The organism is Aliterella atlantica CENA595 (assembly GCF_000952155.1).
Classification (GTDB): Bacteria; Cyanobacteriota; Cyanobacteriia; order Cyanobacteriales; family Chroococcidiopsidaceae; genus Aliterella; species Aliterella atlantica.
On the sequence record NZ_JYON01000010.1, the window covers coordinates 1 to 23,577 of the forward strand.

At 42.0% G+C, this 23,577-nt stretch carries 20 protein-coding genes, 19 tRNA genes and 2 pseudogenes; 31 read left to right on the top strand and 10 right to left on the bottom strand.

Annotation, left to right across the window (positions count from 1 at the left end):
- Window positions 1-154, bottom strand: a pseudogene (locus tag UH38_RS26275) (photosystem II D2 protein (photosystem q(a) protein)); the annotation flags it as partial.
- Window positions 155-559: 405 nt separating this feature from the next.
- On the opposite strand from UH38_RS26275, the gene UH38_RS10895 reads away from it, so the two are divergent.
- From UH38_RS10895 to UH38_RS10915, 5 genes are all read left to right on the top strand, one after another.
- Window positions 560-1,153, top strand: a complete 594-nt coding sequence (locus tag UH38_RS10895; RefSeq protein WP_045054698.1) for a photosystem I assembly protein Ycf4 — start codon at window positions 560-562, stop codon at window positions 1,151-1,153.
- Window positions 1,154-1,156: 3 nt separating this feature from the next.
- A complete protein-coding gene (locus tag UH38_RS10900) occupies window positions 1,157-1,945 on the top strand; it encodes a peptidylprolyl isomerase (protein WP_235355193.1) in 789 nt (262 codons plus the stop codon).
- 10 nt (window positions 1,946-1,955) lie between these two features.
- Window positions 1,956-3,080 carry a beta-ketoacyl-ACP synthase gene (locus tag UH38_RS10905; protein ID WP_045054700.1) on the top strand — a complete coding sequence of 375 codons (1,125 nt, stop codon included), beginning with the start codon at window positions 1,956-1,958 and terminating at the stop codon, window positions 3,078-3,080.
- Between the two features lie 31 nt (window positions 3,081-3,111).
- On the top strand, window positions 3,112-3,351 hold the full coding sequence (locus UH38_RS10910) for a hypothetical protein (protein ID WP_045054701.1): 240 nt from the start codon (window positions 3,112-3,114) through the stop codon (window positions 3,349-3,351).
- A 210-nt stretch (window positions 3,352-3,561) separates the two neighbouring features.
- Window positions 3,562-3,828 carry a hypothetical protein gene (locus UH38_RS10915; RefSeq protein WP_045054702.1) on the top strand — a complete coding sequence of 89 codons (267 nt, stop codon included), beginning with the start codon at window positions 3,562-3,564 and terminating at the stop codon, window positions 3,826-3,828.
- 111 nt (window positions 3,829-3,939) lie between these two features.
- On the opposite strand, the gene UH38_RS10920 is transcribed toward UH38_RS10915, so the two are convergent.
- Together UH38_RS10920 and UH38_RS10925 are read right to left on the bottom strand one after the other, a co-directional pair.
- Window positions 3,940-4,287, bottom strand: coding sequence for an NAD(P)H-quinone oxidoreductase subunit M (locus UH38_RS10920; RefSeq protein WP_045054703.1), 348 nt, complete (start codon window positions 4,285-4,287; stop codon window positions 3,940-3,942).
- A gap of 50 nt (window positions 4,288-4,337) precedes the next feature.
- A complete protein-coding gene (locus tag UH38_RS10925; protein ID WP_045054704.1) occupies window positions 4,338-4,886 on the bottom strand; it encodes a LeuD/DmdB family oxidoreductase small subunit in 549 nt (182 codons plus the stop codon).
- Between the two features lie 792 nt (window positions 4,887-5,678).
- Between UH38_RS10925 and UH38_RS10930 the strand changes: the two genes are divergently transcribed.
- Together UH38_RS10930 and UH38_RS10935 are read left to right on the top strand one after the other, a co-directional pair.
- A complete protein-coding gene (locus UH38_RS10930) occupies window positions 5,679-5,957 on the top strand; it encodes an Npun_R1517 family heterocyst differentiation transcriptional regulator (RefSeq protein ID WP_045054705.1) in 279 nt (92 codons plus the stop codon).
- A 107-nt stretch (window positions 5,958-6,064) separates the two neighbouring features.
- Window positions 6,065-6,137: transfer RNA gene (locus UH38_RS10935), tRNA-Glu, on the top strand.
- A gap of 161 nt (window positions 6,138-6,298) precedes the next feature.
- On the opposite strand, the gene UH38_RS10940 is transcribed toward UH38_RS10935, so the two are convergent.
- The 3 genes from UH38_RS10940 to UH38_RS10950 form a co-directional block, all read right to left on the bottom strand.
- A complete protein-coding gene (locus UH38_RS10940) occupies window positions 6,299-6,877 on the bottom strand; it encodes an SRPBCC family protein (protein ID WP_045054706.1) in 579 nt (192 codons plus the stop codon).
- Window positions 6,878-6,900: 23 nt separating this feature from the next.
- Window positions 6,901-9,078, bottom strand: coding sequence for a sensor histidine kinase (locus UH38_RS10945; RefSeq protein ID WP_082065364.1), 2,178 nt, complete (start codon window positions 9,076-9,078; stop codon window positions 6,901-6,903).
- A gap of 297 nt (window positions 9,079-9,375) precedes the next feature.
- On the bottom strand, window positions 9,376-9,714 hold the full coding sequence (locus UH38_RS10950; RefSeq protein ID WP_045054707.1) for a hypothetical protein: 339 nt from the start codon (window positions 9,712-9,714) through the stop codon (window positions 9,376-9,378).
- 94 nt (window positions 9,715-9,808) lie between these two features.
- On the opposite strand from UH38_RS10950, the gene UH38_RS10955 reads away from it, so the two are divergent.
- The 24 genes and pseudogenes from UH38_RS10955 (at window position 9,809) to UH38_RS11055 (ending at window position 16,239) form a co-directional block, all read left to right on the top strand.
- The gene (locus UH38_RS10955; protein WP_144405668.1) at window positions 9,809-10,045 is read left to right on the top strand and encodes a hypothetical protein; all 237 of its coding nucleotides are present in this window, start codon (window positions 9,809-9,811) and stop codon (window positions 10,043-10,045) included.
- 81 nt (window positions 10,046-10,126) lie between these two features.
- Window positions 10,127-10,648 carry an HNH endonuclease gene (locus tag UH38_RS10960; protein WP_235355195.1) on the top strand — a complete coding sequence of 174 codons (522 nt, stop codon included), beginning with the start codon at window positions 10,127-10,129 and terminating at the stop codon, window positions 10,646-10,648.
- Between the two features lie 14 nt (window positions 10,649-10,662).
- Window positions 10,663-11,052: an alr0857 family protein gene (locus UH38_RS10965; protein WP_045054708.1), complete on the top strand. Its 390-nt coding sequence runs from the start codon at window positions 10,663-10,665 to the stop codon at window positions 11,050-11,052.
- 271 nt (window positions 11,053-11,323) lie between these two features.
- Window positions 11,324-11,397 (top strand) — tRNA-Asp (locus UH38_RS10970).
- Window positions 11,398-11,401: 4 nt separating this feature from the next.
- Window positions 11,402-11,475: transfer RNA gene (locus tag UH38_RS10975), tRNA-Cys, on the top strand.
- 32 nt (window positions 11,476-11,507) lie between these two features.
- Window positions 11,508-11,578 (top strand) — tRNA-Met (locus UH38_RS10980).
- A gap of 112 nt (window positions 11,579-11,690) precedes the next feature.
- A tRNA-Tyr gene (locus UH38_RS26565) sits at window positions 11,691-11,773 on the top strand.
- A 4-nt stretch (window positions 11,774-11,777) separates the two neighbouring features.
- Window positions 11,778-11,864 (top strand) — tRNA-Ser (locus UH38_RS10985).
- A gap of 31 nt (window positions 11,865-11,895) precedes the next feature.
- Window positions 11,896-11,970: transfer RNA gene (locus tag UH38_RS10990), tRNA-Asn, on the top strand.
- 5 nt (window positions 11,971-11,975) lie between these two features.
- Window positions 11,976-12,047, top strand: a tRNA-Gln gene (locus UH38_RS10995).
- Between the two features lie 4 nt (window positions 12,048-12,051).
- Window positions 12,052-12,124, top strand: a tRNA-Gln gene (locus UH38_RS11000).
- Window positions 12,125-12,133: 9 nt separating this feature from the next.
- A tRNA-Leu gene (locus tag UH38_RS11005) sits at window positions 12,134-12,212 on the top strand.
- Window positions 12,213-12,218: 6 nt separating this feature from the next.
- A tRNA-Leu gene (locus UH38_RS11010) sits at window positions 12,219-12,294 on the top strand.
- A 76-nt stretch (window positions 12,295-12,370) separates the two neighbouring features.
- Window positions 12,371-12,442: transfer RNA gene (locus tag UH38_RS11015), tRNA-Pro, on the top strand.
- An 8-nt stretch (window positions 12,443-12,450) separates the two neighbouring features.
- Window positions 12,451-12,525: transfer RNA gene (locus UH38_RS26570), tRNA-Leu, on the top strand.
- An 8-nt stretch (window positions 12,526-12,533) separates the two neighbouring features.
- Window positions 12,534-12,608: transfer RNA gene (locus UH38_RS11020), tRNA-Leu, on the top strand.
- A 10-nt stretch (window positions 12,609-12,618) separates the two neighbouring features.
- Window positions 12,619-12,695, top strand: a tRNA-Met gene (locus tag UH38_RS11025).
- An 8-nt stretch (window positions 12,696-12,703) separates the two neighbouring features.
- Window positions 12,704-12,777, top strand: a tRNA-Ala gene (locus tag UH38_RS11030).
- A gap of 83 nt (window positions 12,778-12,860) precedes the next feature.
- Window positions 12,861-12,943: transfer RNA gene (locus UH38_RS26575), tRNA-Ser, on the top strand.
- 442 nt (window positions 12,944-13,385) lie between these two features.
- Window positions 13,386-13,458, top strand: a tRNA-Lys gene (locus tag UH38_RS11035).
- Between the two features lie 12 nt (window positions 13,459-13,470).
- Window positions 13,471-13,543: transfer RNA gene (locus UH38_RS11040), tRNA-Lys, on the top strand.
- A gap of 39 nt (window positions 13,544-13,582) precedes the next feature.
- Entirely contained in the window at window positions 13,583-14,044 is a 462-nt protein-coding gene (locus UH38_RS11045) for a hypothetical protein (protein ID WP_045054826.1), read from the top strand.
- Window positions 14,031-15,020: an RNA ligase (ATP) gene (locus UH38_RS11050; RefSeq protein WP_045054709.1), complete on the top strand. Its 990-nt coding sequence runs from the start codon at window positions 14,031-14,033 to the stop codon at window positions 15,018-15,020. Before UH38_RS11045 ends, UH38_RS11050 begins: the two co-directional genes overlap by 14 nt.
- A 10-nt stretch (window positions 15,021-15,030) precedes the next feature.
- Window positions 15,031-16,239 (top strand): annotated as a pseudogene (locus UH38_RS11055) (AAA family ATPase).
- Between the two features lie 138 nt (window positions 16,240-16,377).
- Here UH38_RS11055 and UH38_RS11060 read toward each other — a convergent pair.
- The 4 genes from UH38_RS11060 to UH38_RS11075 form a co-directional block, all read right to left on the bottom strand.
- Window positions 16,378-18,498, bottom strand: coding sequence for a two-component system response regulator (locus UH38_RS11060; RefSeq protein ID WP_235355197.1), 2,121 nt, complete (start codon window positions 18,496-18,498; stop codon window positions 16,378-16,380).
- Entirely contained in the window at window positions 18,495-21,191 is a 2,697-nt protein-coding gene (locus tag UH38_RS11065; RefSeq protein WP_045054710.1) for a hybrid sensor histidine kinase/response regulator, read from the bottom strand. The genes UH38_RS11060 and UH38_RS11065 overlap by 4 nt, the downstream gene beginning before the upstream one ends.
- Before the next feature lie 375 nt (window positions 21,192-21,566).
- On the bottom strand, window positions 21,567-22,154 hold the full coding sequence (gene rimM / locus UH38_RS11070) for a ribosome maturation factor RimM (protein WP_045054711.1): 588 nt from the start codon (window positions 22,152-22,154) through the stop codon (window positions 21,567-21,569).
- 16 nt (window positions 22,155-22,170) lie between these two features.
- On the bottom strand, window positions 22,171-23,454 hold the full coding sequence (locus UH38_RS11075; protein ID WP_045054712.1) for a valine--pyruvate transaminase: 1,284 nt from the start codon (window positions 23,452-23,454) through the stop codon (window positions 22,171-22,173).
- Between the last annotated feature and the right edge of the window lie 123 nt (window positions 23,455-23,577).

The window sequence follows — 23,577 nt, forward strand, 5'->3', positions numbered from 1 at the left end:
TTGTCCCTGTGAGCCATCCGCCCAAGGCTAGGTATGCGCAGGGAAATAGCAATATGCCGCTCCAGCCTACGAATACGAATCTGTCGCGCTTTAGCCAGTCGTCTACGGTATCAAATATGCCGCGACTCGGTGCGCTGCCAACTGCAATTGTCATTGAATCAAAATCCTCTCGTTTACTAAAAATTGCAACGTTTCTGAGGAATTAGCACTTTGACATCCTCTAGTTGCCGAAGCTTTCGAGATTTATGAGAAAATTCCTAGCGATCGCCGCTAACTAATTATCTCACTGGGTATGTCAACTCGCCCTTGCCACTTGCTGGCAATCCAGCGATCGCTGCTTAATGTTTGTTAACTTATCACATTTTTCATGCTAAAGTCCCGATTCCACACTTGTGTTTTCAGGACTTGAGCATTGCGTCTATTAATATAATAAATATCAGAAAAATTTACAATTTGACACAAGGTTAAAGCGCGATCGCCAAACTTAAGCCGCTAAACTTGCATTGGATCGCCACATGAATCAACAATTTTTTTTAGCTTTAGCAAACAAGGTGTTTATATGAGCGTATCAACCGCCGATAAAGGCAAATCTCCATCAGGAGATAAATTAGCTTCGCCGATTCTCCATCAACCAATTTTAGGCTCGCGGCGATTGAGCAATTACTGGTGGGCAACAGTTGTCACGGTTGGAGCTAGCGGTTTTTTACTAGCAGCGCTATCTAGCTACCTCAAAGTCAACTTACTGCCTTTTGCTAACCCCACCGAATTAATTTTTGTCCCTCAAGGCGTAGCAATGGGCTTTTATGGTGTAGCTGGATTGCTCCTAGCTGCCTATCTATGGTTCGTTGTCGCTTTGGATGTCGGTGGCGGTTACAACGAATTTAATCAACAAACTGGACAAGTAAAAATTTTTCGTTGGGGATTTTTAGGCAAAAATCGCCGCATTGAGATTAACTGCAAAACTCAAGACGTGCAAGCAGTGCGCGTAGATATTAAGGAAGGCATTAATCCCCGCAGAGCGCTGTATCTGCGCGTCAAAGGGCGCAGAGATATTCCCCTAACGCGAGTTGGTCAACCTTTATCTTTGACACAATTAGAAAATCAAGCTGCCGAACTTGCTCGATTTTTGGGCGTGCAACTTGAAGGTTTATAAAATATGATGATGGACTGCGATCGCACAAAACTAACAATGCAGTTGAAAAAATGTTTGCTCTCGTTTGCGCTTTTAGTAGCGTTCATCGTCGGGGGATGTACGTCAAATGGAACCGCAACCGAAACTTCTACCCCCGCATCAGTCACCGAAACAACATCTGTACCTACTGAGGTAAGTAGCCCGCAAATGAAAGATTTACCAGTATTAGAAGGCAAAGCCACCGTAGTAATGACCGTAAATGGTGCGCCAATTACTATTGAAGTTGATGGCACAAATGCACCGATCACCGCTGGCAATTTTGTCGACCTAGTACAAAGAGGCGTATATGATGGTCTAGTATTTCACCGCGTTGTCCGCACGCCCGAACCTTTTGTCGTCCAAGGCGGCGACCCCCAAAGTAAAGATCCTAAAGTTCCACCGCAATTATTGGGTACAAGCGGTTTTAAAGACCCCAAAACAGGTAGAGAACGTACTATTCCTCTAGAAATTAAGCCAGAAGGGGCAAAAACGCCGCTCTACAGCCAAACATTTGAAAGCGAAGGAGTTTCTAGCCCTCCACAGCTAAGACATACTCGTGGCGCGGTGGCAATGGCGCGATCGCAATCTCCTGATTCTGCTTCGTCACAATTCTACTTTACCCTTACAGATTTAGCCTTTTTAGATGGTAGTTATGCTGTCTTTGGCTATGTTACTAACGGCATGGATGTAGTTGACAAAATTCAACAAGGCGATCGTATTGAGACAGCCAAAGTTACCCAAGGTGCTGAAAACTTAAGAAACGGCGGCAAGTAGTAAGTAATCTTTGGTAGAAGTTGTTGTTACTGGTATCGGTTTAGTTTCCCCTTTAGGTGACAGCTTAGAGGCTAGCTGGCGGCAACTATTAGCAGGCAAGTCGGCAATTAGATTGCAGCAGCCTTTTGCCGAACTAAAACAACTACCTTTAGCGCTAATTGGGCAGCAACCAGTCTATTTACAAGCCCTAACTAGGCTGGTTGTCAGTGCTGCTATTGCCGATGCAGGGCTAAAACTACCTCTGACTGATTGTGGCGTAGTCGTTGGCTCAAGTCGTAGCCAGCAAGCAACTTGGGAACGGCTAGCAAGAAGGCACGATAGGAGTGAGGAATGGCTAAATACATTGCCCCACATGAACGCGATCGCCTCAGCTAGGCAAATTGGCGCTTCCTTAGTACCAGTTCTTGCTCCAATGGCGGCTTGTGCGACTGGAATTTGGGCGCTTTTTCAAGGCTACGAATTAATTAAAACTGGGCAATGTCAGCGAGCGATCGCTGGCGCAGCCGAAGCCCCCGTTACCCCTCTTACTCTTGCTGGCTTCGAGCGCATGGGCGCTTTAGCTCAAACTGGCTCTTATCCTTTCGATCTCCAGCGTCAAGGGTTGGTATTAGGGGAAGGTGCATCTGTATTGGTACTAGAATCTGCCGAATTAGCTAAACAGCGCTCTGCGCGAATTTACGGTCAAATCCTTAGTTTTGGCTTGAGCGCAGATGCTTATTATGCTACTAAACCAGATATTGAAGGCAAAAGTGCGATCGCGGCTGTCAAGCAATGTTTGGATCGCGCCCAATTATCGCCCACAGATATAGACTACATCCACGCTCACGGTACAGCCACCCCAATAGGCGATCGCCACGAAGCAGGGTTAATTAGCTATTTATTTCCTCAAGTTCCTGTCAGTTCGACAAAAGGAGCTACAGGGCATACTTTAGGAGCTTCTGGGGCGTTAGGGGCAGCATTTTGTCTCAAAGCATTGCAGCAGCAATTATTACCGCCTTGCGTGGGCTTAGAACGCTCGGAATTCGATATAAATTTAGTTACTACGGGCGATTGCAGTAAGATTAATCGAGCGCTGTGTTTTAGCTTTGGCTTTGGCGGTCAAAATGCAGTTATGGCTGTAGCTAAATATGAGTAGATCGCTATAAATACCCTAGGAGTCAAAGACAATGCGCTGTGCTATTTCTAGTCGTGCTGGTCAAGTTTTAGCTAGAGGAAGTTTGATTATTCAAACAAATGAAGATGGACAGCAAACTCTAGTGTTTCAAACAGATCGAGGAAAGCTAATTCCAGGCGGTACAATTGACGCTGATGGCGACTTAACCCAAGCAAGTGAAGAACTATTTCGCCAATTTTACAAAACTTGGGGAATGACTGAGATGACACTTACTGCTAAACCAAATATTTAGATTGGTAACCTAGCAATTGCCGTGAATATAAAGTTGCCTATACCAATTGGTCTATATTTATAGGTAATAATTGTTTTAATAAAGCTACAAAGCTTGCGTAGCACAGGTTGTAGCTGATAATTGTCTTGAGTGCAATTACACCATTGGAAAGATGCGATCGCATCTGTATTTCTTTAATCTACGTGTAGATAAGAAATAAGCCTGAAACCTATGAATAATAATCAAGAACCGGAAGTTAATCGTGCAGTCAATCCTGGCGATGTAATTGATGAATCTAAAAGTGTTGAAGAAAAGTCAAAGCAAGTTGCCGTAGACTCACCTGATATTACAGGCGACCATATTACTGTCAATACATACGTTATGGTTGAAGAACCAGACGGTGAAGAAAAAGCCTTGCACCACGTTAGAGATGCAGAAGAAATCTCAGATGTTATTCGTCAAGCCAGAGTAGACGAGAATGGAGAAAGAATCTGGTAATTTAGTCCAAAAGTCTTGAACTTTTCCGAGAATAAATCAATAAAAGTGGCAGCCTTAAAAGCTGCCATCAACTTTATATTTAAGCCGAAATACATTTGTGCTACCTAATTACTATTCGACAGCAACTTGAGGTACGCCCATACTGTAATTGATTACACGCCCATTAAGATTGTAGCCAATTTGACCGCTTTGCAATAGATTCCGCACCAAATGTTCTAACTCCGAACCGATCCGGCGCAAGTTATAGTCGGTTAAATCTGCTCCGCTATAAGCCTCTACCAGTTCGTCAAATTTACGGTACACCTTTTGTAAACTGTCTTCACTCCAACTAAATTCATTATCAGGATCGACATCCAAAGTTAAAACTTGGCTGCTAGGAACTAATTCCCCTTCCTTGTTAACTTCCGCAGAAAAGATCCGAATGTGGCGAGTTGTAGACTTGAGTAACTGCTCTTCCATGAATCAAAGATTTAGCTGAACTAGATCGCACTTTGAATTATCTTAAACCATTACTTGGCTTTAGCAATCATGCCAGTCGCACGAGCATAAGCAAAAATCCCCCCAGCATCAATTACAGGCTTAACTTCTCCTAGTGACTGCAATTGATAAACTTTGCCTAACGTATGGTTGGTAAGCTGATTTTGCTCGAAGTCTATTGTTACCTCTTGTCCTGTCTCAAACTTATCGCACAAGCGCTCTGGAGTTTCCCAAGGATAAAGTTCGCCAGTTGCCGTACAATTGCGAAAGAAGATCCGCGCGTAAGACTGGGCGACTACTGCTTTTACACCTGCCGCACCCAACGCAATCGGGGCGTGTTCGCGCGATGAACCACAACCAAAGTTTTCGCCAGCAATGATAATCGGATAATTCGTTTTCATTGCGCCTGGGGCGATAAACTTACCATAGCGATCGGGTAGCCCAATTAAAGCATAGCTACCTAACTTTTCATACTCATCCGGTTTAGAGGGGACTAAAGTTAAATACTCTGCCGGAATAATTTGATCGGTATCGATATTATCATCAACAACAAAGATTGTGCCGCGAATTAGATTGCTCATGAGAAATTTCACTTAATAACAAATTAAGTATGTAGTAAATTAACTGTTTATCCTTGATGAACTTTAATCTTTAGGAGCGACCTTCATCAAATCAAACAGCTTACAGCTATAAATTCTACAACATTCTAGATTGGCGAACGTTGGCGATCGCAGCTTATAGTAATTTAAAACACTTGTTAATTTACGTAAAAACACTGGCGAACAATTATAAAACTTGCGGTTAAGTCACAAGATTCTAACCAAGCCTTTGCTTGTATTTGTCAGCTAGGTTTAGCTATTGATGCGATTTTAGTATATTTACAGCTAGTTTTTAATAACTATTAATTGTACTGGGTATTTATAAAATACTGGCTCAATTAATATAGATAAATTGCAAATTACGTATTGCTGTAGCGCTGGAAATAGGTGGATAATTTGCATACTTATAGTATCCGCAGCATCAATAGATACTAAAAATTAACTAAATATTTGTAATAACTGTAACTTCGGTGTATCCGTAAAAGTAAGTCTTTCAAAAAACCTTTTGAAAGACTTACAAACTCCTTACACAAACTTTACTATATCTGCTCTTAAAAGCTGAATAATAGAAGTCATATACATAAATAAGCGCGGCAAAAGTTGGTCGATCTTTTTACAAGATGAGGAGAAGTTTACAAATTTGAGCGCAATGCTATTAACCAGGAATAGATTGTGTCTTGCTTCCCTTTACCACAGCCATGAATAAACAGCAAATTTTTTTGCTGAAGTCGCAAATATCGCCTACCACTTTCTACCAAATCAGGATCGTTTGCAATGAAGTCAGACACCGCATCACCACAACCCAAAAAAGTCGAAGTTGCTGTTTACGAGTGCGAAATCAAGTTAAAGTTTCGTCTCATTGAAGAAAAAGCTGTGTTATGCGATCGCGATAAGTTGTTAGATTTGTTGCTCGAAGCATTTACAATCGGTGCAGATGAATATCTAGAGCCTCTGCAAAGCTGCGTCAAAACTCAAGAAATTTCTGATTTAGAAGCTTCTCCGCAAATGCGCCGCCAACTCATGCGCCTACGGAACTCCTCAGACTTAGCATAAAGTATACACATACTGGCAATCAACCCAGGCAGCACTATATTTTCTCTAACTCAGGTATTGACACCAGTTTATATATTCACTATATTAGTAAAAGTGCGACTTTAGATGCCCCCATCGTCTAGAGGCCTAGGACACCTCCCTTTCACGGAGGCGACGGGGATTCGAATTCCCCTGGGGGTATAGAAAATTAGGGAAACAGGAAAAGAAAAGTTATTCTCTTTTCCGCTTTCAACCAATAGGTATATTAAAATGGCTGGCATACCGCAAATGTCAGCCCATAATCATATAAAAATAACTTTTAAGTAGCAGCGCCGAAGCAGATGTTGAAGATTAGGATGACTTCAACTTGCAGCAAACAACTCGTTTACTCGCTGGCGGACAGCCAAAAGGTTGATTCGCAAATCATTAGATAAGCGACGCTCAATAATTGCCACAGGCATAGTCCGTTTGGGGAGAACGCACACTGTATAGGAAAGATTAGTTGCAAATTGGTTTGATTGTGCGTCTGATTCTAACCGCCAAGCGCCAGAAAAATCTTTTAAATCGCCCTCTACCAAATTGAAATTAATTTCGTGGGGAAATTTCTCTTCTAAATCCAAAACTACGCGGGCGGAGAAATTGAAGCGTAGCAACCTTTGCGTTCCAACTTGTTCGAGGCGAATACCTCCAGTTGGATGTTCTATCCGCCGACTAATAGCAAGATTAGGAATAAAGTCAGCCAAGGCTTCATAATTAGTCAGCACTCGCCAAATAGGTTCAATTGGGTGAGGAATTAATAGTTTGGCAGATATCCGTCTTTTCCTCTGGGCTATTGGTTCAATTTGTACTTCTACAGTATCTAGTAAAGCTGGATCGATGCCAATATCTTCTGACTCGGCGAGGGTATTAAGTTCTAAATCGAGGTTGTTTTGTTCAGTCACAAAAATTAATAAGTTTGATTTTTTTAATTAGAAGCAGACAATTGAGGCAAAGTGAGAGTAAAGCAGACTTGAGCCGATGATGAATTTTCAATCGGCGTACTTACAACTTCAATAGTGCCATTTAAATGTTGTACCAAACTTTTTACCAGTGCTAGTCCCAAACCTGTACCTTTAATCGCTTGATCGGTAACTCCCTGTCCGCGACGGAATTTATCAAATATATAGCTAGCATCCTCTGGGGGAATAGCCGGACCAATATTAGTAATGCTCAAGATGATTTGACTACCTTGTTGGCTAGCTTTTAAGATCGCATCAGTATCGGGATTAGCGTATTTACCAGCATTAGTTAGTAGTTCGTGTAGTATGCGATCGAAACTATCGCTATCAGTTTGCAGGCTCAATAAATTTTCTGGTAAGTCTAATACCATGCCTACTTCTTTCTCTGACCATTGCTCGACAAACATCTGAGCTAGCTCATTTAGCTTTGTATTGATTGGAATGGTTTGTAAATTTAGGGGAGCTTGGTGAGACTCCAACTTTTGCAAAGTCAATAAATCGTTAATAAGATTAATTTCTTGGGTGCATTGTTCTTCTAAAATATCTAAATATTTTGCTTGACGTTCTGCTGGAATCCCTGGTTGACGCAACATCCGAATCGCTAGATTCATGCTAGTTAAAGGTGTCCGCAACTCATGACTAATAGTATTAATAAATTCGTCTTTTAATTGATTTAACTGCCGCAGTTGGTCGATTTGCTGGCGAGTTTTTTCAAACAACTTAGACTGAACATCTAGACTTCGCTGTAATTGCGCTGTACGTTCCTCAACTAAAGATTGAACTTGCCTTAATGTTTGATTTTGAATAATTGATGTACTAACTTGGGCGCTGACTAATTCTAATAACGATAAATCTTCGGATTGCCAAAGGCGAGCATGATTTTGTTGCAGCACTATAAACCCAAATATTGCATTTTGACTTTCTAAAGGAAACATCAAAACATTGGGAAAGTTAGCAAAATCAAAAATTGACGCAACATCAGTTTGCGGATCGATCTCTCCTAGTTCCGCAACAGAATTGACGATCAGCGGCGGGTGAGAAGTAGTTAATGCTTGCTGACATAAAGAGCATTCAGCCAACCAAAATGATTGATTGACAACACTAGAATTATTAATATTGGCTGCGATCGCAGAATCGCTTGCCTCCACTGTTGACGCGTCTAACTGGGAGTTGCCGAACCATTCCGAGATTACCGTCACTTTGGCTTTGGGAATAGTTTGAGTAGGGCGGTGTCTAAATACAGGATCGGTGTATTTGATTGTAATAATCAAGCCGCGCTCGACCTGCAATGCTTGAGAAGTTCCAGAAATCGCTAGCTGGAGAATATGATTTAAATCTGAGGAAGTGCGGCTTGCCATAATTAACCGATCGATCGCATTTTGGTATTGAGTGGAATTATCTACGTAACGTTCTAAAGAGGCGATCGTTTGAGTTTGTACTATTTGCAATATGGCAATTGCTACTGATTCGGCAGCTATTTGGGCGCTTTCTCGTTCAGAATCGCTCCAGTGATGGCGTTGAAATCGCCCTAAAGCAATTACCCCATTTTGCCTGCCTTGAAAATACGTGGGAATTTTTAAAACAGCCCTTAATGGTAGCGATAGTTCTTGCCATTGCCTTAAATTACCTGTCCTCGCAGTTGCCTGTACGTCATCGATTGCTAGTGGCTCAAAGTCAGCTTTTAACAATGATGCTAGTGCCTCCACCCCGCTTTTTTGCTGTGGTGGTACAACCTGAACAATGTCTTCATTGCTCCAATAACCAATTTGCTCTTGAGACTGCTGCTTTTCTTCATTGGTAATGACGATCGCGCAGCTATCTACTGCAAAAGCTTCTCCTAATACCTGAGCAATCTGCTGTAACACTGATTTGGCATCAGAGCTATTCAGAATAATATGATTAATCTGTTGACCCAAAGCTAGGGACTCTTCTTGATGCTGCATCAGTCTGATTGGGTGGGTTTGCAAAGATTCTATTCGATTTAAGCAATCTGTTGGTGCTAGGGAAGGCTCTTTGATTGTTTGTACTTTGGACGATAATGCCCCTACATTTTTTGCAGGCACACTCTGCGTCTTACCTCTAGTTGAGTTTATTGTCGCAATTTCTCGATTGGCAACCAATTTTTTGCGAAAGCGCTTTATCACCTGTATTTGCCTCCTATTCGCCGACAATGTCTAAACTGATGAAAGTTTTATGACTTAAGCGCTGAAGTTAGACAAATATAGAGCGATTTTTGACTCAACATAACTTCAGTTACTGATAGCTCCAGATTATCCTGGATAGTAAACGCACAGAATCAGCAATATTACCGATTCTCATAGCTTTGATTCAACAATTTCCGTATAGTGACTGAGGTAAGCTTTTGTTCCCAATTACATTAATTTGGATTAGCAATTGCCCAAATAATAAGGGCGTACTATTTAAGTACGCCCTTGTAATTTTTATGCCATAGGTAAGCTTTCTGTACGTAAAGGAACCAAATCGCCAGTAGTGGTAAGTCCTAGTAACATTGATTCTTGCGGTCGAATTATTTGTCCTGAAAGTACGCAACGTTCCTCTTTTTGGGCTGTAGCAGCAAAACTCGCTCGAATATCCTCACTGGAATATTGGGATTTGTAATCGCCAGATTTCTGCTGCACGTAGTTCCACAAAATATCTCTAATTAGAGCTTGATATCCAACATTGCCTGAAAGTTCTTTAAGTTTGTCTTTCAACTCCCTCTCTAGCCGGATGCTAGTGACTTCCATTTCTGTCGTAGTGGTGCGCGTGAGTGTATGCATCTTTAATTTCTCCAATATCTGGACAGGATAGTAATACAAGTGTAGTATGTTTAAAGGAATGTTCAAGTCGCTCTTTAACTTAGTGAAATTTTCTGTGAAACCTCAAACCTCTATTTCCAAACCGTCGCCCTCCGGCTCAATGCATTTGAGTTGGGAATTGGCAGCTTTGGGAGTGGAGTGTCTATTTACAGACGATCGCCTCAGTCGGCGACAGATCGCAGCAGGAAATCATGAAAATTTGGCATATATCGGCAGCGGTGCGCTAAACCAAGCACTGCCAAATAAGCAAAGAAGCGGGAGGTACAGGCACAGAGTCGCCGTACCAATATAAAAATAAAGACTTTTATTTAGTCATTGTCAGCCCCCGCCTCTAAATAGTAGAAGCGGGGGTTTTTCTATAAGGAGTAAAGTTGTGACGAGCGCTTTGGCTCAAGTGTTAGACCATTCTGTAGTGGTATTTTCCAAGAACTATTTGCCGATTAGCCGCGTCAATATCAAACGCGCGATCGCGCTGATGGTTACAGGTAAAGCTGAAGCACTAGACTTGACGGACGAAACGGCGTGGTTAGTGCGATCGCCTAATTTGGTAATTGCCGTACCGCAACATATCCGTCTAACGATTGCCAGCACCGAACGGATTTGGAAAGTACCCCCAGTAAATCGGCGCGAAGTCTTGAAGAGGGATAACCACAGTTGCCAATACTGCGGTAGCAACAAACATTTGACGCTAGATCATGTCATTCCGGTATCAAAAGGCGGTCAGCATAAATGGGATAACGTCGTCACAGCCTGCGAACCGTGCAACCAGCGCAAACGCGATCGCACGCCTAGTGAAGCTAATATGCCGCTACACACCAAACCAAAAGCGCCAATGCATCCCACTGTAGCTTTTGCCGAAAACTTCTGGCACAACGAAAATGCCTGCTCCCAATAGGAGGATTAAGGACAATGCTGAAACTAACTTACATTGAGACTGGTTTTTATTTGGAATACATAGCTAAATCCTTAGAGGAGTGGGTACAAGGGCGAGTAATTTTGGCGCTAAGGGTTGGCGAGTGTTTGTGCATCGAACCTAGTACGGCTGCCTTTCTGCTCCCTGCGGATCTACCAGGTTTAGATACATTGGCTGTTGAAGTCAGACGGCAAGAGCCAGATGCTATTACTTTGAGTCTCTGCGATGCTGAGTATGTTGAAGTCAGTATCAAAGGTACTTGGGTAAGTTCTGATACAGATAGCAATGAGGGCGTGTTTGTCGCCGCGATGTCTCACTCAATTGAGTTTTTCTTGCTCAAGTTGTGGCAAGCTTCTCAAGTTAGCGCTTCTGTTTTGAGCGAGTAGGTACGGATGCGCGTAGTGGGGGCACAATCAGCGCCCCTATTTTTTGGGAATGCGCGATCGTATATATGGGCGCAATGGGTAAGGGCGCAATGCATTGCGCCTTTACGTGGTTTAACGCTACTACGGTGTAGCATTTTTAAAAATCTTTTCTCCTACCCCTTGACATTTTTGTAGTATTTTTGTAGTATAAATGTAAGGCAAGAGACAAAGAGCTAAAAACTTTGATCTCAAGCAATTGGAACCTTGAAAACTGAATAATTCCACGATTAATCGCGGTGTAGCTCAATTGGTTAGAGCGTCCGGTTGTCTGCCGGAAAGTTGCGAGTTCGAGTCTCGTCACCGTGGTAAAGACTGAGTACCCAAGCGGCTCAAGGGGGAAGATTGCAAACCTTCTATACGTGAGTTCAAATCTCACCTCAGTCTTGAATGCGTTAGCGAAGCTTACCGAAGGTATCGCAGCGTAGCTTAACAGTAGAGCGCCAAGCTCATAACTTGGTCGATGCGGGTGCAAATCCCACTGCTGTCACCTGTGCCTAATATGGCTCTATTGTCTAGCGGTCAAGGACATCCGACTTTCGGAGAACACGGGTACTCTACGAGAAGGCTTCGCCTACGAGTCCCGTTAGGGCTACTGTATTGGGTTGGCTCACCTATGGGTGCGGGTAGCGGTCTGTAAAACCGCCGCTTAATTGCTTTGCTGGTTCAAATCTAGCCCAACCCATTGTGGAGAAGTGACTGAGAGGCTTATAGTATCTTCCTGCTAAGAAGACACGGTTTAAAACCCGTCGGGGGTTCAAATCCCCCCTTCTCCGTGCAATTAGGGCGATCGCAAATCAAATTTGATGCCTCATAGCTCAACGGCAGAGCGTCCCGCTGTTAACGGGAATGTTGTAGGTTCAAATCCTACTGAGGCAGCCATTTATTGCCGAGTGGACGAATGGCAAGTCGCATGGCTCTGAACCATGAGATTACAGGTTCAAACCCTGTCTCGGCATCTATAGCCCTGTGGTGTAATTGGCAACACATCTGAATTTGGCTCAGATGACTCCAGGTTCGAGTCCTGGCGGGGCTGTCAAATTCTACTCCTGTAGCCCAATTGGTAGTAGGCGACTGTCTCAAAAACAGTTCATGTGTGGGTTCGACTCCCACCAGGAGTACCAAATTTGGCTCCTGTAGCCCAATTGGAAGAAGGCGACAGACTTAAAATCTGTTTATGTAAGGGTTCGAGTCCCTTCAGGAGCATACAAGCGATCGGACTTTACATACGGACTCAAGAGTATTAACTGGTCGCTGGTCACTGGTTACTGGTCACTGTCAACGGGGTGTAGCTCAGGGGGAGAGCGCCTGCTTTGGGAGCAGAATGTCGTGGGTTCAAATCCTACCACTCCGATTTGCCATACTCCCGTAGCCCAACTAGGCAGAGGCGTTAGGTCGAGAGCCTAATTAGTACCAGTTCAAATCTGGTCGGGAGTATCAAATTTACCCCTGTAGCCCAATTGGCACGAGGCGCTGCGCTTAGAACGTAGATATTGCTGGTTCAAGTCCAGTCAGGGGTATTGGTGATAATGCGGGGATGAAGCAAAGGCGGCTTGCCAGGTTCATACCCTGGAAATCAGTAGGTTCGACTCCTACCCCCGCCACCAAATCACACGGGTCTGTAGCTTAACTGGGAAAGCGTCTACCTTGCAAGTAGAAAGATGTGGGTTCGATTCCCATCAGTATCCACTGTGGTGTCTGAAGTCAAAGCGGTCGAGACGCTTGTTTGTGGAACAAGTAATTAGGGAGTTCAAGTCTCCTCAGACACCCTCGGAAGATGCCGCTAAATGGTCGGCAACTGGTCTTGAAAATCAGGGTAGGGTAACACCTAGGGGTTCGATTCCTCCATCTTCCTTATGACCACTGAAGGCGGAAATAGTGACGCGCACAGCCGATAACTGTGTTGTAGGAGGGGCAGTACCTCCTCGGTGGATACTTGTGGGGAGGTCGCCTAATGTGGAATGGCACCGCAAAAATGTTGTGAAGCGGCTCCTAAAACGACGGCTGAGTTTGTTAAGTAGGGTAATAAAGTTGCTTCGCGACGTTCCCCAAAAACGGCAAATTGGCGACAGGTTACAGAAGCACTGAAAGGAATTAATAGTCCGAGATGGGGGTAGTTCCCATTAACCTACGGGTTGTAAGAAAGCGCGTTTCCTAAAAGTTGCTGTCAGTACGATGCGGGTTCGAGTCCCGTCCTCTCCTTTTTCCCTTGGCTGCTGGATGCAGACTTATCTCTACGAAAGATTAGTAGCTAGGTTCAATTCCTAGACAAGGGGTTAGTTTAGATGATGTTTTTTGGGGATATAGCTCAGTTGGTAGAGCAGGAAACTCTTAATTTCATGGTTGCAGGTTCGATCCCTGTTATCCCCATTTAATTTTATCGGGTGGTTGGCATAGCGGCTCGTGCAGCGAACTTTTAATTCGCACTAGAGAGGTTCGACTCCTCTACCGCCCATTTTATTTGAGAGGCGCGATCGCTTTTACTTATTCGTCTATGACCTACAAAACATTAGCGGAAATTGAAAGTCTAGTTGGAGCTTTTGAAGATTGCGTGCTGCCTCGTTCCTGTTGGACTCATCAAGCTCATTTGACTGTTGCTTTATGGTATCTTACGCATTTTTCAGAGGAACAAGCAATTAACTGTATGCGCGATCGCATTCGTAAATACAACGTTGCCACCGGAGTTGAAAACACAAAAAATAGCGGCTATCACGAGACAATAACTTTATTTTGGCTGCGGGTTATTTCCAACTATCTTATTTCTGAAATTCAAGTCTATGAGCTTGTAGATATAGCTAATAAGTTACTCAATACATACAAAAATTCTGGACTTGTATTTGAATATTACAGTCGCAATTTATTGTTGTCTTTTGTGGCTCGTAGTAACTGGATCGAGCCAAATCTTAAGCCCTTATCATATCTGTTTGAAAATAGCAAGATAAATGAGCATATTTAAAGTAGAAGTAGTCCAAATTAATAGTGTCAATCCTCACCCTAATGCCGACCGCTTAGATATTGTCACTATTAACGGTATGGCTTATCAAGTAATTACTGCTAAAGGAAATTTTCAAGTTAGTGACTTAGCTTTTTACTTTCCTATTGATAGTGTTATTCCCGATGATTATTTAGACAAATTTGGTATCCGTTCTTACTACAGCAAGAAGTTACGGGCTGCTAAACTAAGAGGTATGTTTTCTGAAGGTTTGCTTATTCCTGTTGATGGAGATTTTAACGGCAATGTAGGAGACGACCTTACAGAGTATTTTGGCGTAAAAAAATACGAGTACCCTATACCTCAAAATATGAGTGGTGAGGTAGAATCTCATATTGGGCAATACAAGTTTCCTAGTCCCGAACATCTCAAGCGCTACCCCGATGTTTTACAAATAGGGGAAGAAGTAGTAGTTACAGAAAAAATTCATGGGACTAATTTTACAATTTTAGTTGATGAAAATGGTACTCATGTCAGTAGTCATAACTACTTTTGGAAAAATAATGTAATTAACAAAAACTTAGTTTATGTTCGTGCCTACAACGAATTTAATTGTTTGCAAAATTTACCAATAAATACTCAAGTATTTGGAGAGATATATGGCGTTCAAGATATTAAGTATGGATTATCTAACGGCAAAATAGGCATTGCTGTATTTGCTGTTAAAAATAACGGTAATTTTCTAGACTACGACGAATTTGTAGCATTTTGCGCTCGCTATTCTTTACCTCAAGTACCTTTACTTTATCGAGGTGCTTACAGTCGGGAAGTAATATCGCAGTTTAACAATGCGAGTAGTGTTGTAGATGAAAACTCGATTATGGAGGGTGTCATCATTCAGCCTGTGCGCGAAAGAACTCATCCTGAAATTGGTCGAGTGGTACTGAAGTTAATTAGCGATCGCTATTTGCTGCGTAGTGGCGGTACTGAACTACAATAATAGAAGAATTATGGGCATTAGACATTTTAGTAATTATCAGGGTAATCCTCAATACCGCGATCGCAAGGATAGCGATTTACTAGGTGCAGGTTGGCAACCTAAGCGTCGAGAATTGGATTGGGGATATCTCTTCAATATCGTGCAAAACGATCCTGGCGAACTTACTCACAAAGCTGTAGATTTGGCTAGCGATCTTGCAGATGCACTCACTCGTAAAGATTATAGCTGGTGGGCGAATATACTCAACGTTTTTTCTGATTATACGCGATCGGATATAGATGAGTTTTGGGACTACATTACCCCCGAACCCAACGCACCAGACTATCAATACAAAGATGTATTGAGTACGGAAACACCTGTCAAGCAAGAAGTTAGCCGCGACAGCATACCGATTGAATACGTACTCAATCGCTTGCAAGAAATTACTGTACTTAAAGTATTAGATATTTTAGGACGTCCTGACTCTATTACTCAATGCTTTCAAGATCGGTATTTTTATTACCCTGTAGAACGCTTTGTTGACTGGAAACGAATTGAAAATGTGGGGACTGTATTAGCTTATTGGTCTAAACATGAGATTTGGCTGCAAATTAATCATGCTAGCTTAACTCAACGCCGATATACTTTAATTGCTAAAGAATTAGGGCAAATAGTTAATAAAGCTACTTACAATTTGGCAGTAATGCTTAGTGGATATCAAAGCCGTGTCGGTAAGATTTTTAGCGAATTTCATATTCGCACTTTTCCTAGTGATATTCAAAGTTTTACTGATGTAGTGCAGCAAGCAATTTTAGATCGAAATCGAGTAGCTGTATTAGTTCAAGGCGATCCTGGTACTGGTAAAACTGCATGGACGCAAGCGGTAGCCAAAGAAGTTTTGATACCTCTTGGATACGTAATTTTTATTTTAGACCACGACGCTGTAGAAAACTTTGTGCCACCTAGTTACTTAGAACGGATTTGTTTGATTATCAATGAGGCTGATAACTTAGCTCAAAATCGAGCAAATATTGCTGCTTAGTCTAATAACAAGACCGAGCATATTTTGAGTTTACTTGATGGCACATTGTATCAAAGCGTAGTTGACCAGGCAGGGATTCAAGCTCAACAAAGATTGGTTGTATTGATGACTTGCAATACTACAGAAAGATTAGATCCAGCTATTTTGCGTAAAGGAAGAGTAGATTTAATGTACGAATTTACTCAGCGTTTCGTTTAGAAAAGGAGGAAAGTAATTGATTTAGGTTAAAAAAGCGCGATCGCATTTGGCAATTTAAGCTGATAATAACATCTCTACAGCAGAGAAGTTTAGGGGTTTAGCGAAGAAGTATCCTTGACCAAATTCACACCCCCAAGATTACAATTTGGTTGATTGTTCGGACTTTTCTACACCTTCTGCGATCGCCTCCATTCCTAAAGTATGGGCAAGGGTAATAATTGTTTTTACTACTGCACATTCTTCGCGTTCAGCACCAATCTTATTGATAAAAGAGCGGTCTATCTTTAAAGTATCAATTGGGAATTGATGTAAATAGCTTAAAGATGAATATCCCGTGCCAAAATCATCAATACTTAACTTAATCCGCATAGCTTTAAGCTGCAAAAGCGTATCAATAGTTTTAGGCAGATCCATCAGCATACTTTCAGTAAGTTCTAATTTTAGATAACTGCCATCTAAGCCAGTATCAGTCAAAATCTGCTCAATTCGAGCAATTAAATTAGGTTCTTGAAGTTGCCTGCTAGCTAAATTGACACTGATATTTAACGATGCAAAAGCTGGAAACTTTGTTTGCCAAGCTTGCAGTTGACGGCAAGCCTCGCGTAGCACCCATTCACCCAAAGGTACAATTAAGCCTGTATCTTCGGCAACGGGAATAAATTTAGCAGGGGAAATCAAACCATGCTGGGGATGCAACCAACGCACTAATGCTTCAAAGCCAGTTAATTTACCAGTTGCTAGCGAAACTATTGGTTGATAGTGCAGACAAAACTCTTGGCGTTCTAGTGCTATGCGTAAATCGCTTTCTAGTTGCAGGAGTTCGCGCGTTTGTTCGTACATTGCTGCATCAAAAATTGCGTAACGCGCTTTACCTTGCTCTTTGGCGCGATACATAGCAATGTCAGCATCGCGGAGTAAATCGGCGGCTTGCTGGTAGTGGGGAGAACTAAAGACAATCCCAATACTGGCGCTAGTATGTACTTGGTAATTATCTAGCTCAAATGTGGATTTGAGTTCTTCTTGAAGCCTGTGGGCAACTCTAAGAGCATCTTGAATGTTTTTGATGCCATCTAATAAAACGGTAAATTCATCCCCTCCTAACCGCGCTATAGTATCTCCTGGACGCAGGCATTGCTGGAATACTTGAGCAATTTCGATTAGTAGGCGATCGCCCATTGCGTGTCCTAAGCTATCATTAATCAGCTTAAAGCGATCTAAATCGATAAACAGCACAGCAAATGAATAGTCTCTGCACTTTTTAGCTGTTTGCAATGCTTGTTCTACTCGTTCTATAAATAATGTACGATTGGGCAAATTTGTCAAATCGTCATGCAAAGCATCGTGAACCAATTGCGCTTCTACTTGCTTGCGCTGGGTGATATCTTCAATAATTCCGTCTATGCGGTTGGCTGTACCCTGTTTGTTATATGTGACATGACTGCGTAAACTCAACCACCGCACTTCGCCATCAGAGCGTAAAATTCTGTATTCTAATTTTGTTTGCCCTACATTTAGTAAGTTGTGGTGAAATAGGGTAAATTTTTGGCGATCGTCTGGATGTACTAATTCTAGCCACAAGTGAGGATTATTGAAAAATGCTGTAGGCGGATGACCGTAAACTCTTTGCGCCGCAGGGTTAATATAAAGCAGTTCCTTGGTTGTAGCACAAATAGACCAAACTACCTCTTCTAAAGAACTTAAAATACCTTCTAGCTTTTCTTCGCTTTCTTGCAACAGATGTTCTGCTAATTTGCGATCGGCTACTTCTTTTTGCAATTCTTTGTTAGCGGTTGCTAGTTGCGCTGTACGTTGTTGGATTCGCAACTCAAGCGCTGCATTTAGTTGATGAATTTCTTTGTTCGCCGCTTGCAAAGCGAGTTGACTTTTGACGCGAGCTAAAACTTCTTCTACTTGAAAGGGTTTGGTAATGTAGTCTACCCCTCCCACCTCAAAAGCTTTGACTTTATCTAAAACATCATCCAAAGCACTCATAAAAATTACTGGAATGTCTCTACTTGCAGGCATTGCTTTGAGGTGCTGACAAACTTGATAGCCATCCATATCCGGCATCTTGATATCCAGTAAAATTAAATCTGGGACAGCAGCTTGCACTCCCCGCAGCGCCATCGCTCCGTTTTTAGCGCACCGTACTTGATAGCCTTGCTTAGTTAACGTGCTAGATAAAACGCGCAAATTGTCTGGTAAGTCGTCAACGATTAAGATAATTTGCTCGGCGGCATTAAATTGATAGCTATTCATACTGAGGGAATGCAGGCAGTAAGATGTACAATCTGGTCGAAATCAAAGTCATTAACCTTTTGCCGCAGCGCCGCAGCCAAAGTGTTATATGTTTTAGGAATTTGAGCAATTAGTTCTAATATTTGTTCGGCATCTAATTGGTTGGCAGCATAGTGGAGTTTTTCTATCCACTCACTAGACATGACTTCTAAGCTTGAAGGTTCGAGGATTAATTCCGAAACAGGTTGAGTGCTAATTTCTGCTTTTTGTGCGTAGATGTAACGCACTCCGAGATATTGAGCCATTTTTTCCCAAATTACTTCTTCCCGAAATGGCTTGCGAACAAAGTCATCGCAACCTGCGGCTAGAACGATCGCTTTTTCTTCCTCTAAAATGCTGGCTGTTAGCGCCAAAATCGCTGTTGCTTGTCCTTGCAGGTGCGATTTAATCTGCTTAGTTGCTTCGTATCCGTTCATTACTGGCATCCGCATATCCATCCAAATTAGATGCGGTTCCCAACTTTGCCAGAGAGCGATCGCATCTCGACCATTTTCGGCTTCGCGAACTTGAAAGCCAATTGGTGTTAATAGTTTTGTTAGCAGGCGGCGGTTTTCATAGCGATCGTCTACTACTAAAATGCGATATTCGCTTTGTCCAGGTTCCAAACCAATTACCTGTTGAGTGGGTGTAGATTTTGATTCAATGGCTGGGACAGTTTCTACCTGAGTATCAAAGCGAAAGATTGTGCCTTTACCTAACGTACTACTAACGGTAATGTCTCCACCCATTAGTTGGACGAATTTGCGACTAATAGGTAGACCTAAACCCGTACCTTGTCCGGAATTGCGTCCTGTTTCTGTCTGCACGAATGGCTCGAATAAACTTGTCAATTCTTGCTGGGCAATCCCATGTCCTGTATCTTCTACAGCAAAAGATAACGTGTAATGGCGATCGCTTCCTTTTTTCCCTTGTACGTGCAAGTTTACTTTGCCTGCATCGGTAAATTTAATCGCATTACTTAGTAGATTGAGAAGAATTTGCCTTAGTTTGCTTTCGTCTGTATATACATATTGAGGCAAGTTTGCATCGCACTCGATCTCAAGTTGTAGCCCTTTGGCGGCGGCTTTAAGCTTGAACATCTCATAAATTGTATTGAGCAGATCGTATAAGTCAAAGGCATTTTCAGTTAGCACGATCCGTCCTGCCTCAATTTTGGACATATCGAGAACGTCATTAATCAATGACAAAAGATGTTCGCCGCTGCGGTTGATAATACCTAAATTTTCTTGCTGCTGTGGCGGAAAGGATGAGTCGCGATTCATGATTTGAGCAAAGCCTAGAATCGCATTCAAAGGAGTACGCAACTCGTGACTCATATTCGCTAAAAATTCACTTTTTGCCCGATTAGCGGCTTCAGCAAGCTGCTTAGATTGGTTAAGTTCAATAGTCCGTTGCTCAACTCTAGTTTCTAATTGCTCGAAGGACTCTTTTAACTGCCATGCCATGCGGTTAAAAGACTGCGATAATACTCCTAACTCATTAACGCTTTTAACCTTCACATTTTGGTCTAAGTTGCCACTAGCGATCGCTTGACTAGCTGCGCTAAGGCGATGGATAGGGCGAATAATCCAGCGCGAAATCGTCAAACCTAAGCTAGTTGAGGTAAATAAAGCTACTAAACCCAAAACAATAATTACTTGAGCATTGGCGTGGACTTGTGCCATAAAGTCATTTTCAGGCACGACAACGACAACTAACCAATCTAAGCCATAGCGATCGCGCCAAGGTTCTACACGTACTACTTGCAAGTCATGTTCGCGCTCAAATTCAACTTTTTGGCTAGCTGTAATTGCGCTAAAATCGCCAAATTTTTGATGTATATATGCTGCTGTTGCTTGGATAGTGCGATCGCTACTATTTAGGGCATTAATTCGCTGGCTGCTTGTTATTAGCTTTTCGTTACTAGAACTTGCAACTAATGAGCCATCGCGTTCGATGATGAATACTTTTCCCGATTTGCTAATTTCTAAGTCGCGGAGAAATTTACTAATATTTTCCAGTGCTAGTTCGCTGCTGGTTACGCCGACGATTTGGCGGTTGCGATCGTAGATAGGAGAATTGGCAGAGACTAATATATTTGGATTTCCTAGTTCTTTACTAGGATAAATTTGGCTCCAGTTAGGCTGACTATTTTTAACTGCATCTATTTCTAAATTGGGCTTGTATTTATTTACTTGTATAAGTTGACGGTTGTTGCCTTGGCTGTCTGTTTTGTATGTATAAAATTTATTTTTGTTATTGGCTTGGGTTGTTGTAACTGTAATTTCTCCTGTTGATAGACGTTTAACTTCTACAAATTCATCTGTTGTTAGTTTGTAACTAATTTTGCTGGCATCAAAAATCTGCATCTGCTGCAACAATTGATGCTCGGCATTATCTATATTTAAAGAACCTGATGCGATCGCATCGTTATTTAACTGATTGATTTGTAGAGGAGTTTTTACATAACTATCTAGGTGGCGTTCAATAGCATGGCTAACTTTATCTGTCAATTGGTTTGCAAGTTGGTCAACTGTATCTTGACAGTTTTTTAAAGAAAGATAGCCAACAATAACTACTGCTACAAAGATGTGTAAAACGAAAGGCACTACAAGTAACGAACGTAATGATATACCTTTTGGTTTTAATACTTTTAGTAATCTACCTATATTCATGAAATTTTTACTAACAACCTATTTTGTTAAACTTGAATCAATTGCAAAATATTTTTATATCTAAAGGTATAGAATGTTGCATCAAATTGAGGTGCTTCCAGGTTGATATTTATAAATAACTGTATCGTTCCTGGTATAACATAGGATATTTAGTTTTTAGTTAATTCTTGTCGCTAGCTTTATATTAAAGTTTCAGCGTCAGCATAGATAATTTCTATTGGTTGCAAGTTATACAAAATTGCTTCTAGCTAGGCAAAAACTACTCATTTAGATAGATAAGTTGCTGCGTATTTTTACGGATATAAATGTAATGAGTTTAAGAAACTACGTAATTCTGCTGAATAAACTTACGTCAAAGTAAAAGGCAAATTCTATTTATTCTTTACCAAGTTCTAACAAGCCTGGAGGCGGAACAATTTCGATCCGACCTATTTCTAAATCGACTACAGGCGCGATCGCATGAACGAAAGGAATTAGCACAGTTTTCGCCTGAGAATCTAACTGTACTTCCAATAAATCGTTACCCGCAGGAATAATATCTACAACCTTACCGACAACAGTCTGCGTTAGCTGGTTAAATACCTCTAAGCCAATTAAATCGAGAACGTGATATTCATCTTCGCTTAAAGAAGTTGGGCGATCGCTTTCGGGAACTAGCAAAAACCAACCCCGCAGTGCTTCAGCGCGATCGCAATCATCAATACCAGCCAACTTTAGTACGTATAACCCCTTACCTTCAATATACCGACCGCTGACCAATTCAATCGGTTGTGGTTCTTCTCCACCGCGCCACAGCCAGCGAGTTCCAGGCGACTCAAACCGTTCGGGAAAATCAGAATCAGGATAAACGCGCACTTCACCGCGCAAGCCTTGAGGAGCAACAATTTTACCAATCTGCAACCAACCTGCGGGTAGTTTTGAGTTTTGAAGAGTGAGTTTTGAGCTAGGCTTAGATTTACTCATTAAAAACTAAAATAACTCAAGATTTAACGCTAGTTAATTGATATATTTGCTCGGTAAGTTTTGCTAACCTTTGCATTCCTGTAACAATTTCATCATCGCTGGCAGTTAAACTAATACGCAAACATTGGTGTTTGTGCGTCCATTCTTCCTGCAAGCCAGGGAAAAATGTTGAACCAGGAACAACTATCACACCTACTTGTTTGAGTTGTTGGTAAAATTCCCAATCAGTAATTGGTAAATCTTTCAACCACAACCAAGCAAAAATTGCTCCTTCGCCGCGATGAAGCAACCAAGGCAAATCTTTAGACATCGCTTGGCTGAGGGTAGATTCTAGAACAGCAAATTTATCTTTGTAAAATGGGCGAATAACAGCAGTAGAAATATCTGCAAGCTTACCAGAATTAATCGCACGAGATGCGATCGCTTGTCCGTAGCGCGACGGGTGGATGCACATATTAGTCTGGAATGACTCTAGCACCTGAATAATTTGCTCGTCACCAATCGCAACTCCAATCCTTTCTCCTGGTAATCCGGCTTTTGATAAGCTCATGCAATGCAGAATATTATCGCCAAATACTGGTGTAAGTTCGGTAAAGTTCAAAGCTGGAAACGGCGGACCGTAGGCGGAATCAATTAGTACAGGTACATTGTAAGGTGCAGCCAAAGCAGCAATTTTTCTTACTTCGTCATCTGTCATCACGTTACCTGTAGGATTGCAAGGACGCGAAAAGATAACGCAGCCTGTATCTTCTGTTATTTCTAGTTGGCTAAAGTCAGGGCGATATTTAAACTGATGGCTAGCTGCATCAATATCTAAAGTTGGTTTGTAAGCAATTAGCGATTCTGGAACTAAGCTGACACCACCGTAGCCAGTATAGTCAGGACTAAGCGGTAGAACGATCCGCTTGAGATTACCGCTAGCCGTGTAACCGCCAAAAGCATTAGCGGCATAAAAGTATAATGATTGACTGCCAGGAGTAATCAGGATATTGCGACTTGTTAAGTTGAGGTTGTAGCGGCGATTGAAGTCTGTTGCGATCGCGCTAATTAGCGAACCATAACCTTGGCTTGAACCGTAACGACAAACTACATCGCCATATTCAGAGCCATCTAACAATTCTTGCGTACAATCGCGCCATAATTGCTCGACTTCTGGCAAAATTAACGGATTTCCCGCACTTAAGTTAATAAATTCTTGCCCGTTACCTGCTTGCAGCGTTTCAACAATGTCTTTCATAATTGCCCTGACACCAGTCAGGTTAGACATTTGCATACCAATTTGAGTAAGGGCAGGTTTCATAAGCAGTAAAATCTCGCTAATTAATTAAGTTAACAGATAGTCCCTGGCAAAAGCATCCTAGTTATTATGTTTGTTTTCGGTAGTTAAGTCGATCTAGCTCAAACTCTAAATAGCAATTCTAAA

What these genes read in the sequence shown, in the direction of transcription:
- UH38_RS10900 (WP_235355193.1), top strand. Translation starts at nt 1,157, where the DNA reads ATGATGATGGACTGCGATCGCACAAAACTAACAATGCAGTTGAAAAAA.
- rimM (WP_045054711.1), bottom strand. Translation starts at nt 22,154, where the DNA reads ATGAGTAAATCTAAGCCTAGCTCAAAACTCACTCTTCAAAACTCAAAA.
- UH38_RS11045 (WP_045054826.1), top strand. Translation starts at nt 13,583, where the DNA reads ATGACCTACAAAACATTAGCGGAAATTGAAAGTCTAGTTGGAGCTTTT.
- UH38_RS10895 (WP_045054698.1), top strand. Translation starts at nt 560, where the DNA reads ATGAGCGTATCAACCGCCGATAAAGGCAAATCTCCATCAGGAGATAAA.
- UH38_RS11065 (WP_045054710.1), bottom strand. Translation starts at nt 21,191, where the DNA reads ATGAATATAGGTAGATTACTAAAAGTATTAAAACCAAAAGGTATATCA.
- UH38_RS11060 (WP_235355197.1), bottom strand. Translation starts at nt 18,498, where the DNA reads ATGAATAGCTATCAATTTAATGCCGCCGAGCAAATTATCTTAATCGTT.
- UH38_RS10910 (WP_045054701.1), top strand. Translation starts at nt 3,112, where the DNA reads ATGCGCTGTGCTATTTCTAGTCGTGCTGGTCAAGTTTTAGCTAGAGGA.
- UH38_RS10915 (WP_045054702.1), top strand. Translation starts at nt 3,562, where the DNA reads ATGAATAATAATCAAGAACCGGAAGTTAATCGTGCAGTCAATCCTGGC.
- UH38_RS11050 (WP_045054709.1), top strand. Translation starts at nt 14,031, where the DNA reads ATGAGCATATTTAAAGTAGAAGTAGTCCAAATTAATAGTGTCAATCCT.
- UH38_RS10950 (WP_045054707.1), bottom strand. Translation starts at nt 9,714, where the DNA reads ATGCATACACTCACGCGCACCACTACGACAGAAATGGAAGTCACTAGC.
- UH38_RS10920 (WP_045054703.1), bottom strand. Translation starts at nt 4,287, where the DNA reads ATGGAAGAGCAGTTACTCAAGTCTACAACTCGCCACATTCGGATCTTT.
- UH38_RS10965 (WP_045054708.1), top strand. Translation starts at nt 10,663, where the DNA reads ATGCTGAAACTAACTTACATTGAGACTGGTTTTTATTTGGAATACATA.
- UH38_RS11075 (WP_045054712.1), bottom strand. Translation starts at nt 23,454, where the DNA reads ATGAAACCTGCCCTTACTCAAATTGGTATGCAAATGTCTAACCTGACT.
- UH38_RS10925 (WP_045054704.1), bottom strand. Translation starts at nt 4,886, where the DNA reads ATGAGCAATCTAATTCGCGGCACAATCTTTGTTGTTGATGATAATATC.
- UH38_RS10930 (WP_045054705.1), top strand. Translation starts at nt 5,679, where the DNA reads ATGAAGTCAGACACCGCATCACCACAACCCAAAAAAGTCGAAGTTGCT.